The sequence below is a fragment of the Streptococcus fryi genome, from assembly GCF_053206505.1.
Window position 1 is genome coordinate 21,022 of the sequence record NZ_JBRUGW010000001.1, and the last position, 18,060, is coordinate 39,081.

Below are 18,060 nucleotides of genomic sequence, written 5' to 3' on the forward strand. Positions count from 1 at the left end.
GATGATGAAACCATCTTATAAAATGATGGAGCGTTTACGTGTTGCTACAATAGCAACATTTATCAGTGGTTTCGTGAATGCTTATACTTACACTACACAACAAGGGAGCTTTGCAGGCGTTCAATCGGGTAATTTATTATTATTAGCCATTAGTATTGGACAGGGTGCGTTTGAGAAGTCTATAATTTATATAATCCCTTTAATATTTTTTATGCTTGGTCAAGCTGTTAGTTATGCCTTGAGGCAACGGGCTAAATCAAAGGGGTATAGATGGCATATCTATGTGAGTGGTGTGTTAATCGTGTTAATGTTGATTATTGCTACGTTAAGTCCACATTTTCCCTCCTCCTTTACTTTAGCAGGTTTAGCCTTATTTGCTTCCATTAAGGTGGATACTTTTAAACGTGTCAGAGATATGACTTATGCTAGTGTTATGATGACTGGTAATGTAAAAAACATGGCACATCACTTCATAAAGGGGTGGTGTGAAAAGGATAGTACCTTGTTGAAACACTCTTTTTATACTTTACTTGTCTTATTATCTTGTATTTTTGGAGCTATTTTAGGGACAATCTTATCTCAAAATTTTGATGAGTATAGTCTATATTTTCTGTTGCTACCACTTATTCTGCTTTATGTTATCTTACAACAAGACCATTAAAAACAAAAAAAAGTTGGGAAACCCCAACTTTTTTGATTCCAGCAGGATTCGAACCTGCGACCGTTCGCTTAGAAGGCGAATGCTCTATCCAGCTGAGCTATGGAACCCCTTCGACTGTTTTATTCTAACGTAAAAGCCAAAAAATGTCAAGAGATGGTAGAAGGATATTTTAGTAGAGAAGTTAATAGCTTATATTATGGAAAAACAAAGTCTAACTTAATTTCTGAATCAATAGCATTGAATATAGAGGTGTAGTAACTTTCGGCGGATTGATTGATGATATCAATATATTCTTTAATGTATTTCTTTTGTTTTTTAGTATCAGATCTAGCTTTGTCAGCAACTTCTGCGGTATCAATATCTTCAGTATTAAAACTTAATAATGTTCCACTTTTATCATAAAGTTTATAACTATTTTTATTAGGAATACTCATACCAATAATGTCATATTTTGGAATTTCTATTTGAAAGTGCTTTTCATCCATTTTTTTAATATTTACAGGTGAAGTTATTCCTACTTTGAGATTATAATTCAGAACCATGAGCACCTTTTTTTCAGCAATTGTCTGTTTTAAAACTTTAGTTACCTTTCTATCAGAAACAACTTCTTGTATACCGATATTCAAAAAAGTGACTTCTTGAACTTTTTCCAACTTTTTAACTGTAGAACCAATGCTAACATTATCTACTGGTTTTGATTTTCCAGAGAAATACCCATAAAGGTAAGAGGACAAAAATAGTAATATAATTAAGGCTGTAATCCAAGCGTAGATTTTATAGCTAAATATTGTTTTTAAAAAACTTTTTTTACTTTTAGGCATAAAAGGACCTCATAATATTTTTTGAAATCATTATATTAAAAAATTAGTATTATGTCAATTTTTGAAAAAATAATTTAAATGAAATGTTATATCGTTATCAAATAAGAATTTATTAAGAAGTGTTGAAAAAGACATAATGGATTTATCAGATGCTGGTGATCTAATCACTAAGATAATTACTAAAAGAATTGTAATATATATCTTAAGAAAGCCCTAGATGATAAATATTCGAAATAGTATTTACCGACTGGCTAACTTGAACTTGAAATTTAGCCATCAGATAGTTTTCAAAAAAAATTATTTTTTTTTAAAAAAGGGTAGACAAACTTAAAATTTCTGATATAATAATAAGAGTGTTAAGGAAATAGTTCTTAACAATTTGCTCCGTTGGTCAAGGGGTTAAGACACCGCCTTTTCACGGCGGTAACACGGGTTCGAATCCCGTACGGAGTATATTAGCCCTTGTAGCTATTCCGGCATAGCTCAGTTGGTAGTAGCGCATGACTGTTAATCATGATGTCGCAGGTTCGAGTCCTGCTGCCGGAGTGATAAGACAAGCCTCTTAAATAAGAGGTTTTTTTGTTTGTCATAATTAAGTTTTAGCTGTTTAATAATGAGTGCTCTCATCACTATGTAGCATCATTTTGAAAAACACTAAAGGCATAGGATGAAAGTTCCTATGCCTTTGGTGTTTCTTAATTGTTCCACAATGCCTTAACTTTAGCTTGAACTTCTTGGTTTTCTAAGAAGTCATCGTAAGTTTCATCAATACGGTCAATAACCCCATTTTTCGAGATCACAACGATATGATTAGCAAGTGTTTGGATAAATTCATGGTCGTGGCTGGCAAAGATAATCGATTCTTTGAAGGCTTTAAGACCATCGTTAAGACTTGAGATTGACTCTAAATCCAAGTGATTTGTTGGGTCATCAAGAATGAGGACGTTTGATTTCAATAGCATGAGTTTAGACAGCATGACACGCACTTTTTCGCCACCGGATAAGACGTTTACAGGTTTGTTAACTTCATCTCCAGAGAATAACATACGACCTAAGAAACCACGTAGGAAGGTGTTGTCATCTTCTTCCTTAGCAGCAAACTGACGTAACCACTCAAGAATACTGTCATCTGATGCAAAGTCACGCGTGTTATCTTTAGGTAGATATGAACGGCTAGTTGTCACACCCCATTTGATTGTGCCTTCGTAGTCGATATCATCCATCAAGGCACGCATAAGGGCTGTTGTTTGGATGTCATTTTGACCAATAATGGCTGTTTTATCGCCTGGACGTAGGATAAAGCTGATGTTATCAATAACTGTTTCACCATCAATCTTGACAGATAGATTTTCAACGGTGAGGAGGTCATTCCCCATTTCACGTTCTGCTTTGAAATTGATAAAAGGATATTTACGGCTTGAAGGAATGATTTCTTCAAGTTGAATTTTATCTAACATCTTCTTACGTGATGTGGCTTGTTTTGATTTAGAAGCGTTGGCAGAGAAACGAGCAACGAATTCTTGTAATTCTTTGATTTTTTCTTCTGCTTTAGCATTGCGGTCAGCTTGTAAACGTGCCGCTAGCTCAGATGACTGTTTCCAAAAATCATAGTTTCCGACAAAGAGTTTGATTTTGCCAAAATCAAGGTCAGCCATGTGAGTACATACTTTGTTTAAGAAGTGACGGTCATGGGATACAACGATAACAGTGTTTTCAAAGTCAATAAGGAAGTCTTCTAACCAAGTGATTGATTGGATGTCCAAACCGTTTGTTGGCTCATCAAGAAGTAACACATCTGGTTTACCAAATAGGGCTTTGGCAAGAAGGACTTTCACCTTATCGCCATTAGCCAGTTCACTCATATTTTGATAGTGAAGCTCTTCGGGTATGTTTAAGTTTTGTAAGAGTTGAGAAGCCTCGCTTTCTGCTTCCCAGCCTCCAAGTTCAGCAAAAGCACCTTCCAATTCAGCAGCACGGACACCATCTTCTTCAGAGAAATCTTCTTTCATATAGATAGCATCTTTTTCTTTCATGATGCTATATAATTGCTCATTTCCCATGATAACAACGTCTATAGCTCTTTCGTCTTCGTAGTCAAAGTGGTTCTGACGAAGAACTGATAGACGCTCATCTGGTCCAAGTGAGATATGTCCTGTTGTTGGCTCAATATCCCCTGCTAAAATTTTAAGGAAAGTTGATTTTCCAGCACCGTTGGCACCGATTAGGCCATAAGTATTTCCTGCTGTAAATTTGATATTAACGTCATCAAAGAGTTTTCTGTCGCTAAAGCGTAAGGATACGTCTGATACTGTAAGCAATTTGATTACCTCATTTTCATTTATATAGTCAGATTAATTTTACCTAAAAATAGGCTATTTATCAATGATTACATTGGGATGATTAATTCATCATCATTGATAGCGTGGTCTTTTGTAATGCTGAACCCTCTACCGATAACTTGAGCAGCAGGCATGACAATAACAAAAGCTGTTTCATCAATAGTTGTTAAATCACGTTGTAGTTCAGCTAGCTCTTGGCTAGTCACAACTGTCATCAATAACCGTTTTTCATGACCTGTGAACCCACCTAAAACTGGAAATTCTGTTACACCACGGTCGGTTACTTTTGTGATATGTTGTTTAATAATATCATGTTTTTGAGAGATTACCATAACATTCTTAGAGGTGTTGAAACCTGTTACAACGGTATTGACGACATAGGAAATACATCCCAGTGCGATGATGGAATACATCACAGTGTCAGAGCTAAAAGCAATCAAACCTGTAGCTACAACAATCCCATCTATAATAATCATAATCATTCCCAATGAGAGTGGGCTATATTTGTGAATGATTTGAGTAATGATACCTGTACCACCAGTTGAAGAATTTCCTAAGAACACCAAACCAAGTCCAAATCCTACCATCAGTCCACCAAAAATGGCGGCGAGCAAAGGATCTCTGGTGAGGGCAGGCAGAAAATCCGTCATTTTTATGAGAATAGGATAAATCCATGACCCATATAAGGTCTTCATGAAGTTAGCTTTTCCTAAAAAAATAAAACAAAAAACTAATAGTGGAACATTGACAGCTAGTGTAAAATAGGCAGGATTCCAACCAAATAATTCTTTAAAACTAACTGCTAATCCTCCAATACCACCTGAAACAATACCATTATGCACAAACATAGTATTAAAGCCGATAGCACTAATAGAAGCTCCTAGAGTAACTAGAAAAAATTCTCTGACTCTTTCTTTCATCATTTCTTGCAACCTCTTTTCTTTCATTTCATAAGCTCTATTATGCTTGATAAATGCTTGATAGTCAAGATTTTTTGTATATTTATATTGACAATAAATAATGGTTAGAGTATGATATTAACTAATCAGAAAGAGTAAATGTTACCCCCTTTTTAAAGAGAGCTGACGGTGCTGTGAGTCAGTAAGGTGGCCATTGAAATGGGCTGATTATTGAAAGTGAAGAAAAACAATAATCTTCAGGTAGGCACTCCTTATCGTGCAAATCCTTGTTAGAGGATGATGAGATAGCAGTAAGCTTACTGTTAATTGAGGTGGTACCGTGTTATACTGTTTAACGCCCTCACGCAATTTTTTGCGTGAGTTTTTTTATTCTAGTCAATAAAAGGAGGAAAGTGATGTCAAGACCAATTATTTTGACGGGAGACCGTCCAACCGGAAAACTACATATAGGTCATTATGTAGGAAGTTTGAAAAATCGTGTTCTGTTACAAGAGGAAGGTAACTATGATATGTTTGTTTTCTTAGCAGATCAGCAAGCCTTAACAGATTATGCTAAGACACCGGAAAAGGTTATTGATTCTATTGGTAATGTAGCTTTGGATTATTTGGCTGCGGGGTTAGATCCTGAAGAAGTGACCATTTTTATCCAAAGTCAAATTCCAGAGTTGGCTGAATTGACCATGTACTATATGAACTTAGTCTCATTAGCTCGTTTAGAACGCAATCCAACGGTTAAGACAGAGATTGCCCAAAAAGGATTTGGTGAATCTATCCCGACAGGTTTTTTAGTGTATCCGATTTCTCAAGCAGCAGATATTACTGCCTTTAAAGCGAACTTGGTTCCTGTTGGTACGGATCAAAAACCAATGATTGAACAAACGCGTGAGATTGTTCGTAGCTTTAATAATACGTATCAGACAGATATTTTAGTAGAGCCAGAAGGAATTTTTCCTAATAATGAGGCTGCTGGTCGTTTACCTGGCCTTGATGGTAATGCCAAGATGTCTAAATCACTCAATAATGGTATTTATCTAGCAGATGATATGGATACTGTTCGTCAGAAAGTTATGAGTATGTACACTGACCCGAATCATATCAGAGTTGAAGATCCAGGCCAAATTGAAGGAAATATGGTTTTCCATTATCTAGATGTATTTGGTCGTGAGGAAGATCAGACAGAGATTGAAGCCATGAAGGAACATTATCAACGTGGTGGTCTTGGTGATGTCAAAACAAAACGTTATCTTTTAGAGATTATGGAACGTGAGTTAGCTCCTATTAGAGAGAGACGCTTAGAGTTCGCTAAGGATATGGGTGAGGTTTACCGTATGCTTGAAAAAGGCAGCATCAAAGCGCGTGAAAAAGCAAGTCAAACCTTGTCTGAAGTTAAGTCAGCTATGGGGATAAACTATTTTTAATAGATATTTGCCATGATAGTTTAAATAGTTTCCAATAAGATTACTTCAACAGTGCCCTTAAAATGGTTTTCAAAAAACATGGATGAATTAGTTGACAAATCACTAGATAGTGCTATTATAGTAACTATCAATTTTCCAAATGCTTTGTCATTTGAGAAGTATATATAGAAAAGAGGATTATTTCAATGTCGAATTGGGACACTAAGTTCTTGAAAAAAGGATTTACTTTTGATGATGTATTGCTAATTCCAGCAGAGAGTCATGTATTGCCGAATGAGGTGAGTTTACAGACGAAGCTGGCAGAGAATTTGACATTAAATATTCCAATCATCACTGCAGCGATGGATACTGTTACAGAGAGCCAAATGGCGATTGCGATTGCACGTGCTGGTGGTTTAGGTGTTATCCACAAAAACATGTCTATTGAAGCTCAGGCAGATGAGGTACGCAAGGTTAAGCGCTCTGAAAATGGTGTTATTATTGACCCATTCTTCTTAACGCCAGACCATACAATTGCTGAAGCGGATGCTTTGATGGGGCGTTACCGTATTAGTGGTGTACCGATTGTTGAAACTTTGGATAATCGTAAATTAGTTGGTATTTTAACCAACCGTGATTTACGCTTCATTTCAGATTTCAATCAACCAATTTCAGCACACATGACAAGTGAAAATCTTGTAACAGCTCCAGTAGGAACTGATTTGACAACAGCTGAAAAAATTCTTCAGGAACATCGTATTGAAAAATTACCTTTAGTTGATGACAATGGACGTTTATCAGGTCTTATCACGATTAAGGATATCGAAAAAGTTATCGAGTTCCCTAATGCTGCGAAAGATCAATTTGGTCGTCTTCTTGTTGCAGGTGCGGTAGGTGTAACATCTGATACCTTTGAACGTGCAGAGGCATTATTTGAAGCAGGAGCAGATGCTATTGTTATCGATACAGCTCACGGTCACTCAGCAGGTGTTCTTCGTAAGATTGCTGAAATTAGAGCACATTTCCCAGATAGAACCTTAATTGCTGGTAACATTGCTACAGCAGAAGGAGCTCGTGCTTTGTTTGATGCTGGCGTTGATGTTGTTAAAGTGGGTATCGGACCTGGTTCAATCTGTACAACACGTGTTGTTGCGGGTGTCGGTGTACCACAGGTGACAGCTATCTATGATGCTGCTGCGGTTGCGCGTGAATATGGTAAATCGATTATCGCTGATGGTGGTATCAAGTATTCAGGAGATATCGTCAAAGCACTTGCTGCTGGTGGCAATGCTGTTATGTTAGGCTCTATGTTTGCAGGTACTGATGAGGCACCTGGTGAAACAGAAATCTTCCAAGGTCGTAAGTTTAAGACATATCGTGGTATGGGCTCTATTGCAGCGATGAAAAAAGGCTCAAGTGATCGTTATTTCCAAGGTTCTGTTAATGAAGCTAATAAGCTCGTTCCAGAAGGTATTGAAGGACGTGTCGCTTATAAGGGTGCAGCAGCTGACATCGTTTTCCAAATGCTTGGTGGACTTCGTTCAGGTATGGGTTATGTAGGAGCAGCTAACATTCAAGACCTTCATGATAATGCACAATTTATTGAAATGACAGGAGCAGGCTTGATTGAAAGTCATCCACACGATGTTCAAATCACTAACGAAGCACCAAACTATTCAATGAAATAAAGTTATAGATAACTATTATTAGTAAATGTTGACGGCGACTTTTACACTAGTCCTAAATATAGGAGATGGATTATATTGTCCATCTCCTTATTTGGTGGTTGAATATTGACATAAAGATTAAAATACTATAGAATAACATAGAATGTCTTAAAAAAACAGATTTCAATATAATTGACAATGAATTAAACAAAGTTGACAATAGTATCAACAAATTGTAAAGGAGAAAAAAGTGGGAATTCTTTATGCGTTAGTACCTATGTTTGCATGGGGAAGTATTGGTTTTGCGAGTAATAAAATTGGTGGGAGACCAGATCAACAAACATTTGGTATGACACTAGGTGCACTTGTGTTTGCATTAGGTGTTTACATGATTGTTAGACCAGAACTTGATATGAAATTATGGGTCTTTGGTATCTTAGGTGGTATCTTGTGGTCTATTGGGCAAAATGGTCAATTTCATGCAATGAAAGCAATGGGTGTGTCAGTGGGAAATCCTCTGTCAGCTGGAAGTCAGTTATTGATTGGAAGTTTGATAGGTGCCTTTGTTTTTAATGAATGGACAACTACGACACAATATTTGTTGGGCAGTATTGCTCTTGTTAGTCTCTTGTTTGGTTTTTATTTTCTCAGTAAGAAAGATAGTCGTGAAGGATTATCTCAAGCAGAACATGGTGATTTCAAAAAAGGTCTATTTGCATTAACTTACTCGACTTTTGGTTATCTGGCTTATGCTATTTTATTCAATAATATTATGAAATTTGATGCCTTGTCGGTGATTTTTCCAATGTCTGTAGGTATGGTATTAGGGGCGTTGATGTTTATGTCATTTAAACTTGATTTTGCACCTGTTGTTCTCAAAAATATGATGGTAGGTTTTCTTTGGGGAGTAGGTAATATCTTCATGCTATTAGCAGCAGCTAGTGCTGGTCTTGCTATTGCCTTCAGCTTTTCTCAGTTAGGTGCCGTTATTTCCATATTTGGAGGAATTATATTCTTGGGTGAGACTAAGACCAAAAAAGAAATGCGTTGGATTTGGATTGGTATTATTTGCTTTGTCATTGGTGCAGGTTTACTAGGATTCATTAAAGCATAAAAGCAAGACGGGTTTATTCCTGTTCTTGCTTTTTTTTGATATAGCCGTTTTCGATGTGAAATAGTTTCAACGAAGAAGGTAGATGACTTGTATTGATATGTTCTAGACTTGTTGTTGTAATAAAAGTTTGGATATTTTCTGTTATGCTTTCTAGTAATTTAGTTTGTCTGATGTCATCTAATTCGCTGAGTACATCATCTAATAACAGTATAGGAAAATCTCCTGTATGTTGTTTAAACAGATCAATCTCAGCAAGTTTTAGAGATAGAATGAGACTTCTTTGTTGTCCCTGACTACCGAATGAAGCGTTTAAGTGATTTATGAAAAAGGCGATATCATCTCTGTGTGGTCCAATACTTGTTGTACGCTTAAAGATATCTTTGGAACGACGCTTTTCAAGTTCGGTTAAAAATTGTTGTTTTATAGGCACCTCATCAGTTAAGGCAAATGAGGACATATAATCTATATGGATGTGTTCAAGTTGATTGGATATATTAGAATGATGGTTGTCAGCATGTTGACAAAGTTCTTTGATGAATTGTAATCGATGTTCAATAACTCGGCTACCATAATCAGCTAGTTGTTCATCCAACACAGATAGAAAAATACTATCAATAGTATCAGAGGATTTAAGATAATTATTACGTTGCTTCAAAACATGATTGTAAGTTGATAACTCTGTCAAGTAAAGTGGTTTGATTTGCCCTAAATCAATATCAATGAATTTACGACGGATAGTCGGAGATCCCTTGACAAGTTGTAAATCTTCGGGGGCAAACAGTACAACTGTCATTGTTCCTACATAATCGGATAATTTAGATTGTTTGAGATGATTGATTTTGGTGATACGCCCCTTATCTGTCAAGCTAATATCAAGAGGCATTTGTCCGCTATAACGTTTTAAGATGCCATTGACAGAGAGGCTTTTGTTGTCAAATTGTATCAAATCTTTATCAGATCGGGTTCGATGACTCCTTGTTAAGGCTAAAAAATAAATTGCTTCTAAAAAGTTGGTTTTACCTTGAGCATTATGACCAATAAAAATATTGAGAGAGGGCGAAAAGTCAGCACTGATAAACTCATAATTTCTAAAGTGTTTGAGGGTGATTGATTCTAGCCACATGCTTAAGTTCCTGGAAAGCGAACAGCTTTTTTATTGGATGATTTTTGGTTTCTTGTTTTTCTATAAACGCCCACAGATGATTTGGACTTTTGCTGTTCTTTTTTATTGGCTTTATTTAAAGTCTTAACAAGTGTTGCAATACGTTCTTTTTCAGCTTTATCAGCCATATATTGATCCACTTCATCTTGAGTTGGTGCAACAATTGTAATCATCTGATTAGGTAGGGTTATAACATCGCCAATTCTTATCTTCTTACCACGACGATTTTCGGTTTCCCCATTATATAATACAGGATAATTGGCTAAAAAGGCTTTAATAGCCCCTCCGCTTTGAATAATCCCACATTCTTTTAAAAGAGCTTGTAGTGTTATGAACTCTGTAAATAATTTGTATTCCATATTATCCTCAACTTTCTATACCGTCTCATTATAACATAATAAAACTTGGTGTGAGTATATTTAATGGTTTTTTAAGACATATCAAGATGATTTTACGCTCTGAAAATGGTATAATGAAAGTTAAATGATAAGTAAGTATGTAGATGGAATAGGTAACTAGACATGACAATGAAACTGGCTCAAGGTGTTGATTTACACTTTATAAAAACACAGCAATTTAAAATGACCCATCTGACGATGCGCTTTTCAGGTGAAATGGATGACAAAACGATGGCTCGGCGTGTTTTGGTAGCTCAAATGTTAGCAACAGCAAGTGAAGCTTATCCTACCAGTCAACAATTTCGAAAAAAACTAGCAAGTCTGTATGGTGCTAGTTTGACAACCTCTGTATCAACTAGAGGAATGGTTCATATTGTTGACATAGATATTATTTTTGTTGACAATCCATTTGGTGTTAGTGAAGGTAGTATTTTAGAAGATATTTTACATTTTTTATTTGATATTTTAGCTCGTCCTTTAAAAACGGCAGAACAATACCAATCTAAAACGTTCAATGTAGAAAAGAAAAATCTATTACATTATCTTGAAGTTGACAAAGAAGATTACTTTTATTACAGTGATTTAGAGATGCGTAAACTATTTTATGACCATCCTGCCTTACAAAATTCTAAATACTCAAGTCCAGAACAAGTTGCATTAGAAAATTCCTTTACAGCATTTCAGGAATTTCAAAAGATGATTTGGGAAGATAAGATAGATATTTTTATTGTTGGTAATTTTGATGAATATAGAGCTCTTCAAATTATGCATCAAGTTTCTTTCAGTGATAGAAATCCTGATTTACAATATGTTTACAATCAAAAATACTCTAATATTACCCGTGAAAAAACTGAGAAAAAGAATATTACTCAGTCTATCTTGCAGTTAGCCTACTCTGTTCCAGTGTCTTATCACGATAAAAATTATTTTTCATTGATTTTACTAAATGGTATGTTAGGAGCTTTTTCTCATTCTCGTTTATTTACAACAGTAAGAGAGGATGAAGGGTTAGCCTATTCAATAGGTAGTCATCTTGATACCTTTACAGGTTTACTTAAAGTTTACGCGGGTATTGACAGTGATAAACGTGTCAAAACGATGCAGTTAATCAATAGAGAGCTAAATCAACTAAGGTTGGGGCGTTTCCCGGTTCAATTATTAAGAGAAACGAAGAAAATGATTTTGACTAATATTATGCTATCAATGGACAATCCTAAATACCTAATTGAAACAAAGTATAATAGTCTTGTTATGCCTCAAGATTTTTTAGAATTGGACCATTGGGTAGCAGAACTTAATCAGGTGACAAAAGAAGATATTATGAAAGTTGCATCGTTGATTAAGTTACAAGTGGTTTACTTCTTAGAGGGGGAGGCTTGATATGGAGAGGCTTAGATATAAAAGATATCAGATGGCAGGCCAAACTGTTTATAAAAGAACTTGTCCTAATGGCTTAGATATTTTTTACATTCCCAAAAAAGGCTTTACAGAGATGACAGCCATGTTAACTGTAGGCATGGGAGCTTTAGATAGTCAGTATATTTTCAATCGTAGGACGAGGTATTTACCTGTTGGTATAGCTCATTTTTTGGAACATCAATTATTTTTAGACCAAGATCAAGAAGATATTTCTTTGTTTTTTACAAAATTAGGTGCTGATAGTAACGCATATACAACATTTGAGAGGACAAGTTATTTTTTCTCAACGACAGAATCGCTAATCGAGTCTGTCCAACTTCTTCAGGAGTTAGTTGGTAAACCATTCTTTACAGAAGAGTCAATTACCCGTGAAAAAGAAATCATAAAACAAGAAATTAGCATGTATCAAGATGATTCTGATTTTCAATTGTATAAAGGTATATTAGCTAATCTCTATCCACATAGTCTTATGGCAGAAGATGTTGCTGGTAGTGAAGATAGCGTAGAGGCAGTTTGTTATGATGATATGAAAAGAGCTTACGAGTTATTTTATCATCCCACTAATATGACTTTGGTTATTGTTGGTGACTTTGACCATAAAAAGTTAGATAAAGCGTTACTGCTATCTCAATCTGCTTTTGAAAACACTGACAACGTAGTTTACAAAAAGAAGGAGATTAGTTTACAATCGGTTATTCCTAAAAAATCAATTTCAATGGATGTTGTGAAACCAAAACTTGGACTGGGTTTTAGAGGCAAACCTATTCGTAGAGGTTCTATAATCAAACAAAAACTCGCACTACGGCTTTTTTTGAATATGTTGTTTGGCTGGACATCTAATCATTATCAAAAATGGTATGATAGTAATAAGATAGACGATTCGTTTGATTTTGATATTGAAGTATCTAGTCGCTATCAATTTGTCATGTTGACATTGGATACAGACGAGCCTATTGCTATGAGTAGTCGTATTCGTAAGGTGTTAAAGAATGCTTTTGACAGTAATGAATTCACAGAGGAAAATTTATTTTTGTTAAAAAATGAGATTTACGGTGAATTTATTCGCAGTTTAGATTCAATTGATGATATCAGTCATCAGTTTGTTACTTATCTGTCAAGTCATGAAACTTATTTTGATTTGCCGAAAATACTGAATAGGTTGACACTTGATGAGATTTGTCATATTGGTTTACAGTTTTTCGACCAAGCCTCCGTCACAGAATTCACTATTTTTCCTAAGTAATTACACTGGTAGGCTGATAACTATTGAAGAATTGTATGTGATTTAACGTTCTATTTTGTGCTTAAAATGCAAATCAAGGGGGATAAAATGGTAGTACAAAGTGTCGGTGACAAATTACGGCAAGCACGTGTTCGTAAAGGTTTACAGATTTTGGATATTGAACAGCTTACTGGGATTGATAGTCACCTTATATTGGTTCTGGAATTAGATCAATTTACCTTATTATCAGATGAAGATTGTCGATCTTATTTAACCACATTTTCCGAAACTGTTGGTCTAGCAGCTAATGATATTATCATGGATTACGAAAGTCAGAAAAACCAAAAACCTAGTTTTAATTATGATTACTCAAATGACTGTGATATTGCAGAAAGTAATTTATTTACAGGATCAGTTAGACAATCACGAATACAGAAACATCATTCTAAAAAAATGTCTAAACGACCAATATTGATTGGACTTGTCTTTCTTACTTTTTTGGGCATGCTATGGTTTATTTATCCTTATTTGAAGTTACCCACAATTGATATTGCAAGTAAAAACGACTCTACCCCGAAAGTCAATGACTCTAAAAAAGTTGAAGAGAAGGTTGACAAAAAAGTTGACGAAAAAAAGGAAGATATTGTTACCGAACCTTCTACGATGATTACTGTTGAGCAATCAGAAGGTTTTCTGACAGCTACAGTGCAAACGCAAAGCACTCCTGTTAGTGTATCATTTGAATTAGAAAGTGCTGAGAGTAGCTGGGTTGCTCTCACAAACTCTAATTTGGGTGAAGGTGGAATCCTCCTTGATCAAGTCACTAAAACCTACAAAACAGACTTATATGATGACACAAGCAATACTTGGATGACTTTAGGGATTGTGGATGGTCTTTCTATCAAGATCAATGATGTGAAGTTAGATTTATCTCCATTTGAAACGGCATCACCTACTTATGTTAACCTTATTATTGATAAGACAAACACAACGAATTAGTAAAGGAACGATATGTTAAACGAAATACTAACCAAAAAAGAGAATATTCCAAATTTTTTGACGCTTCTTCGTATTGCTATGATACCTGTTTTTTTGATTTTGACATCATTTAGTGGTACAGGTTGGCATATGATAGCAGCTCTTGTATTTGCTATTGCTAGTTTCACAGATTTTTTGGATGGGTACCTAGCTAGAAAGTGGCAGGTTGTGACCAATTTTGGTAAATTTGCTGATCCTATGGCTGATAAGATTTTAGTGATGAGTGCCTTTATTATGCTAGTTGGTTTAGATTTGGCACCAGCTTGGGTTTCAGCTGTTATTATCTGTCGTGAGTTGGCAGTGACAGGTCTTCGTTTATTACTTGTTGAAACAGGTGGCGAAGTCCTTGCGGCAGCTCTTCCTGGGAAAATTAAAACAGTTACCCAGATGCTTGCGATTATCTTACTCTTGTGTCACTTTACTGTAGTAGGTCAAATGATGCTCTATGTTTCTCTCTTTTTTACAATTTATTCTGGTTATGATTATTTTAAAGGAGCGGGTTTCTTGTTTAAGGGGACATTTAAATAGATGACAAATATAATTGAAGTAAATCACCTGAGTTTTGCATACAGTGACGATGACGATAAAAAAACACTTAGTGATGTATCGTTTCACGTGAAACAAGGTGAATGGTTGTCTATTATTGGACACAATGGTAGTGGAAAATCGACGACTGTTCGACTGATCGATGGTTTATTGGAACCTAGTTCGGGTACCATCACAATCTGTGGTCAAGAGTTAACAGTAGATAACGTTTTGGCGTTACGTCAAAAGATTGGCATGGTTTTTCAAAACCCAGACAATCAGTTTGTCGGTGCAACAGTAGAGGATGATGTTGCTTTTGGCTTGGAAAATAAGGGTGTGCCTCTTGATGAAATGACAATAAGGGTGACTGAATCCTTAAAACGTGTCGGAATGCAAGAATTTAGTAAGCGCGAGCCTGCTCGTTTGTCAGGTGGTCAGAAACAACGTGTTGCTATAGCGGGTGCTATTGCCTTACGACCAGATATTATTATTTTGGATGAGGCGACAAGCATGTTGGATCCTGAAGGTCGTTTGGAATTGATACGTATTATTAAAGATGTCAGAGAAGAGTTTGGCTTGACAGTCATTTCTATTACCCATGATTTAGATGAAGTGGCCTTGAGTGATCGGGTTTTGGTGATGAAACAGGGCAAAGTTGTATCTGACGTCACACCGAGAGAACTATTTGCTAAAGGTGACGAATTATTGCAATTAGGATTAGACTGTCCTTTTACTATGCACGTTCTAAAAGCTTTGGAAGATAAAGGGATTTCTCTTCCAACGACATATTTGACAGAAAAGGAATTAGAAGATTATATATGGCAATCAGTCTTGAAAAGGTCGGATTTACCTATCAGTTAGGAACACCATTTGAACAGAGAGCTCTTTCAGATATTAGTTTAAAGATTGAATCGGGAAGCTATACCGCTTTTATAGGGCATACTGGTAGTGGTAAGTCAACTATTATGCAACTTCTGAATGGTTTGCATTTACCTACGGAAGGCCAGGTTGATGTGGATGGTATGGTTCTCAGCTCATCATCCAAACCGAAGGCCATTAAGTTTTTGCGACAAAAAGTTGGTCTAGTTTTTCAGTTTCCAGAAAGTCAGTTATTTGAAGAAACGATCTTAAAAGATGTTGCTTTTGGTCCACAAAACTTTGGTATTTCAAAGGAAGATGCTGAAAAAATTGCTCGTGAGAAACTACAATTGGTGGGTATTTCAGAAGAATTGTTTGATAAAAACCCTTTTGAACTATCAGGTGGGCAAATGAGAAGGGTTGCGATTGCTGGTATTTTAGCTATGGAACCTGATTATTTAGTCCTTGATGAACCAACGGCAGGTCTTGATCCTAAGGGGAGACGAGACTTAATGACTTTGTTCAAACAACTTCATCAAGAGGGAATGACGATTGTTTTAGTGACTCATTTGATGGATGATGTTGCTAATTATGCTGATCATGTCCATGTGTTAGAAAAAGGTTCATTAATCTTATCAGGGACACCTAAAGCAGTTTTTCAGCAAGTTGATTTGCTGGAACAAAAACAACTAGGTGTGCCAAAAATCACCAAATTTGCTCAAGGTTTAGTGAAAAGAGGTTTTGATTTGGAACATTTGCCGGTAACCATTGAAGAGTTTGTGGAGGTGATTGGTCATGGATAAGCTTATTTTAGGACGATACATTCCAGGAGATTCAGTTATCCATCGCTTGGATCCACGTAGTAAGCTACTGGCCATGTTTTTGTTTATCGTGATTGTTTTTTGGGCTAACAATATCATTAACAACCTCATCATGACAGTTTTAACCTTATCGGTAGTTTTGTTATCTGGTATTCCACTACGGTTTTTCATCAATGGTTTAAAGCCTATGGTTGGATTGATTTTATTTACAACCTTATTTCAGTTGGTCTTTACTCAAGCTGGTAATACTATCGTTACATTTGGTTTTTTGACAGTAACTGATTATGGTCTTCAGCAAGCTGCGACGATTTTTATGCGTTTTATTTTAATCATTTTCTTTTCAACCTTGTTGACGTTGACAACAACACCGTTGAGTTTATCAGATGCCATTGAGTCACTTTTAAAACCTCTAGCCGTTTTTAAATTTCCTGTGCATGAGATTGGCTTGATGTTATCGTTGAGTTTACGGTTTGTACCGACATTGATGGATGATACGACACGCATTATGAACGCACAGAGAGCGCGTGGTGTGGATTTTGGTGAAGGTAGCCTTATTCAAAAAGTAAAATCTATTATCCCTATTTTAATCCCTTTATTTGCGTCTAGTTTTAAAAGAGCAGATGCTTTAGCTATTGCTATGGAATCACGTGGCTACCAAGGCGGTGAGGGGCGAACAAAATATCGTATGCTACGTTGGGCATGGAGAGACACTCTAGCTATTGTGTTATTATTAGCTATTGGAACGGTAGTATATTTATTAAAAAGTACTTAAAAACTTATTTTTAAGTGCTTTTTTAGTCTAATAACAACGTCAGCGTAACACTTTTAATCTATTTTATAAACAAATGTAACATAATAGGGTTATTATAGTGAGGTTGTTTCAAGATTCCTTAATTTATTGAAACGCCTAAATGTTACATTATGTCGCTAAAACATATGATTTTCAACGGTTTAGTCACAGATAATTAATATTTTTGTAACATAAAAAAGTTAATATAATAGGAGAAAATATGTTATATAGGAAAATAATGGATATGTATAGTAGAGTGAAGCGTAGTCGTCAGAGAACACAATGGATTAAGTATAGCATGTTAGTTGCTGTAACAGGAGTAGTAGGTTTTGTTGCCACTTCAGCTGTCAATACAGCCTCTTTCTTAACACTTTCAGAGGTTAGGGAAGTTGAGTCTAAAATTGATATAAAACCGATTTCACTTGATTTTCCACTGAAAGATACAAAAGTTTTAGCAGAGGAAAAGGTTAAGGAAGAATCAGGAATAGTTACTGAGGCTCAAATAGAACAAACAGTGGTTACTCCCGCTACAGCTACTGAGCAAACAGCCGTGGTTGTTGAAACAGCAACATATGTTCCTGTAGTTTCTCCACAAGTAACTCCAGTTAGTTATAGTAATGCTAACACAGCATATCCGACTGTTTTATCCAATGGTAATACTGCAGGTGCAATTGGTAGTGAAGCGGCTGCACAAATGGCTGCAGCGACAGGGGTACCTCAAGCGACTTGGGAATATATTATTGCACGTGAATCTAATGGAGATCCCTATGCCGCTAATGCTTCCGGTGCATCAGGTTTATTCCAGACTATGCCAGGTTGGGGTTCAACAGCAACTGTTCAAGATCAGGTTAATGCAGCTTTGAATGCTTACAATAATCAAGGGCTTGCAGCTTGGGGAATGTAGTTAA

17 protein-coding genes, 3 tRNA genes and 1 other annotated feature are annotated in these 18,060 nt (G+C 35.9%); of the genes, 14 read left to right on the plus strand and 6 right to left on the minus strand.

Annotated elements, in window-relative coordinates; genetic code table 11:
• Positions 1-4 precede the first annotated feature (4 nt).
• Positions 5-661, plus strand: coding sequence for a YoaK family protein (locus ACVRZH_RS00110; protein ID WP_447453308.1), 657 nt, complete (start codon positions 5-7; stop codon positions 659-661).
• 33 nt (positions 662-694) lie between these two features.
• On the opposite strand, the gene ACVRZH_RS00115 is transcribed toward ACVRZH_RS00110, so the two are convergent.
• Positions 695-768 (minus strand) — tRNA-Arg (locus ACVRZH_RS00115).
• Between the two features lie 87 nt (positions 769-855).
• A complete protein-coding gene (locus ACVRZH_RS00120) occupies positions 856-1,482 on the minus strand; it encodes a DUF4230 domain-containing protein (protein ID WP_447453309.1) in 627 nt (208 codons plus the stop codon).
• Positions 1,483-1,863: 381 nt separating this feature from the next.
• Between ACVRZH_RS00120 and ACVRZH_RS00125 the strand changes: the two genes are divergently transcribed.
• Both ACVRZH_RS00125 and ACVRZH_RS00130 read left to right on the plus strand, forming a co-directional pair.
• Positions 1,864-1,935, plus strand: a tRNA-Glu gene (locus ACVRZH_RS00125).
• Positions 1,936-1,954: 19 nt separating this feature from the next.
• Positions 1,955-2,028: transfer RNA gene (locus tag ACVRZH_RS00130), tRNA-Asn, on the plus strand.
• A gap of 149 nt (positions 2,029-2,177) precedes the next feature.
• Here ACVRZH_RS00130 and ACVRZH_RS00135 read toward each other — a convergent pair.
• Together ACVRZH_RS00135 and ACVRZH_RS00140 are read right to left on the minus strand one after the other, a co-directional pair.
• The gene (locus ACVRZH_RS00135; protein WP_447453310.1) at positions 2,178-3,800 is read right to left on the minus strand and encodes an ATP-binding cassette domain-containing protein; all 1,623 of its coding nucleotides are present in this window, start codon (positions 3,798-3,800) and stop codon (positions 2,178-2,180) included.
• A gap of 68 nt (positions 3,801-3,868) precedes the next feature.
• On the minus strand, positions 3,869-4,741 hold the full coding sequence (locus ACVRZH_RS00140; protein ID WP_447453428.1) for a YitT family protein: 873 nt from the start codon (positions 4,739-4,741) through the stop codon (positions 3,869-3,871).
• 117 nt (positions 4,742-4,858) lie between these two features.
• Positions 4,859-5,086: a binding site (T-box leader), on the plus strand.
• A gap of 50 nt (positions 5,087-5,136) precedes the next feature.
• Between ACVRZH_RS00140 and trpS the strand changes: the two genes are divergently transcribed.
• From trpS to ACVRZH_RS00155, 3 genes are all read left to right on the plus strand, one after another.
• Positions 5,137-6,159 (plus strand): tryptophan--tRNA ligase, encoded by a 1,023-nt coding sequence (gene trpS / locus ACVRZH_RS00145; RefSeq protein ID WP_447453311.1) that lies wholly within the window; start codon positions 5,137-5,139, stop codon positions 6,157-6,159.
• A gap of 185 nt (positions 6,160-6,344) precedes the next feature.
• Positions 6,345-7,826, plus strand: a complete 1,482-nt coding sequence (guaB, locus tag ACVRZH_RS00150; RefSeq protein ID WP_447453312.1) for an IMP dehydrogenase — start codon at positions 6,345-6,347, stop codon at positions 7,824-7,826.
• A gap of 229 nt (positions 7,827-8,055) precedes the next feature.
• Positions 8,056-8,919, plus strand: coding sequence for a GRP family sugar transporter (locus ACVRZH_RS00155; protein WP_447453313.1), 864 nt, complete (start codon positions 8,056-8,058; stop codon positions 8,917-8,919).
• A gap of 13 nt (positions 8,920-8,932) precedes the next feature.
• Here the strand turns inward: ACVRZH_RS00155 and recF are convergent, their stop codons facing one another.
• Together recF and yaaA are read right to left on the minus strand one after the other, a co-directional pair.
• Complete coding sequence (gene recF / locus ACVRZH_RS00160; RefSeq protein ID WP_447453314.1) at positions 8,933-10,042, minus strand: DNA replication/repair protein RecF; 1,110 nt, start codon at positions 10,040-10,042, stop codon at positions 8,933-8,935.
• A gap of 2 nt (positions 10,043-10,044) precedes the next feature.
• Entirely contained in the window at positions 10,045-10,440 is a 396-nt protein-coding gene (gene yaaA / locus ACVRZH_RS00165) for a S4 domain-containing protein YaaA (protein WP_447453315.1), read from the minus strand.
• Positions 10,441-10,608: 168 nt separating this feature from the next.
• Here yaaA and yfmF point away from each other — a divergent pair, with 168 nt between their 5' ends.
• From yfmF to ACVRZH_RS00205, 8 genes are all read left to right on the plus strand, one after another.
• Positions 10,609-11,859: an EF-P 5-aminopentanol modification-associated protein YfmF gene (gene yfmF, locus ACVRZH_RS00170; RefSeq protein ID WP_447453429.1), complete on the plus strand. Its 1,251-nt coding sequence runs from the start codon at positions 10,609-10,611 to the stop codon at positions 11,857-11,859.
• Position 11,860: 1 nt separating this feature from the next.
• Positions 11,861-13,141 carry an EF-P 5-aminopentanol modification-associated protein YfmH gene (gene yfmH, locus ACVRZH_RS00175; protein ID WP_447453316.1) on the plus strand — a complete coding sequence of 427 codons (1,281 nt, stop codon included), beginning with the start codon at positions 11,861-11,863 and terminating at the stop codon, positions 13,139-13,141.
• Between the two features lie 87 nt (positions 13,142-13,228).
• Positions 13,229-14,119 (plus strand): helix-turn-helix domain-containing protein, encoded by an 891-nt coding sequence (locus ACVRZH_RS00180; RefSeq protein WP_447453317.1) that lies wholly within the window; start codon positions 13,229-13,231, stop codon positions 14,117-14,119.
• Positions 14,120-14,131: 12 nt separating this feature from the next.
• Positions 14,132-14,686 (plus strand): CDP-diacylglycerol--glycerol-3-phosphate 3-phosphatidyltransferase, encoded by a 555-nt coding sequence (pgsA, locus tag ACVRZH_RS00185; protein ID WP_447453318.1) that lies wholly within the window; start codon positions 14,132-14,134, stop codon positions 14,684-14,686.
• On the plus strand, positions 14,687-15,544 hold the full coding sequence (locus ACVRZH_RS00190) for an energy-coupling factor ABC transporter ATP-binding protein (RefSeq protein ID WP_447453319.1): 858 nt from the start codon (positions 14,687-14,689) through the stop codon (positions 15,542-15,544).
• Positions 15,502-16,344 carry an energy-coupling factor transporter ATPase gene (locus tag ACVRZH_RS00195; RefSeq protein WP_447453320.1) on the plus strand — a complete coding sequence of 281 codons (843 nt, stop codon included), beginning with the start codon at positions 15,502-15,504 and terminating at the stop codon, positions 16,342-16,344. Before ACVRZH_RS00190 ends, ACVRZH_RS00195 begins: the two co-directional genes overlap by 43 nt.
• Entirely contained in the window at positions 16,337-17,134 is a 798-nt protein-coding gene (locus tag ACVRZH_RS00200) for an energy-coupling factor transporter transmembrane component T family protein (protein WP_447453321.1), read from the plus strand. Before ACVRZH_RS00195 ends, ACVRZH_RS00200 begins: the two co-directional genes overlap by 8 nt.
• Positions 17,135-17,372: 238 nt before the next feature.
• Entirely contained in the window at positions 17,373-18,056 is a 684-nt protein-coding gene (locus ACVRZH_RS00205) for a transglycosylase SLT domain-containing protein (protein ID WP_447453322.1), read from the plus strand.
• The last annotated feature ends 4 nt before the right edge of the window (positions 18,057-18,060 follow it).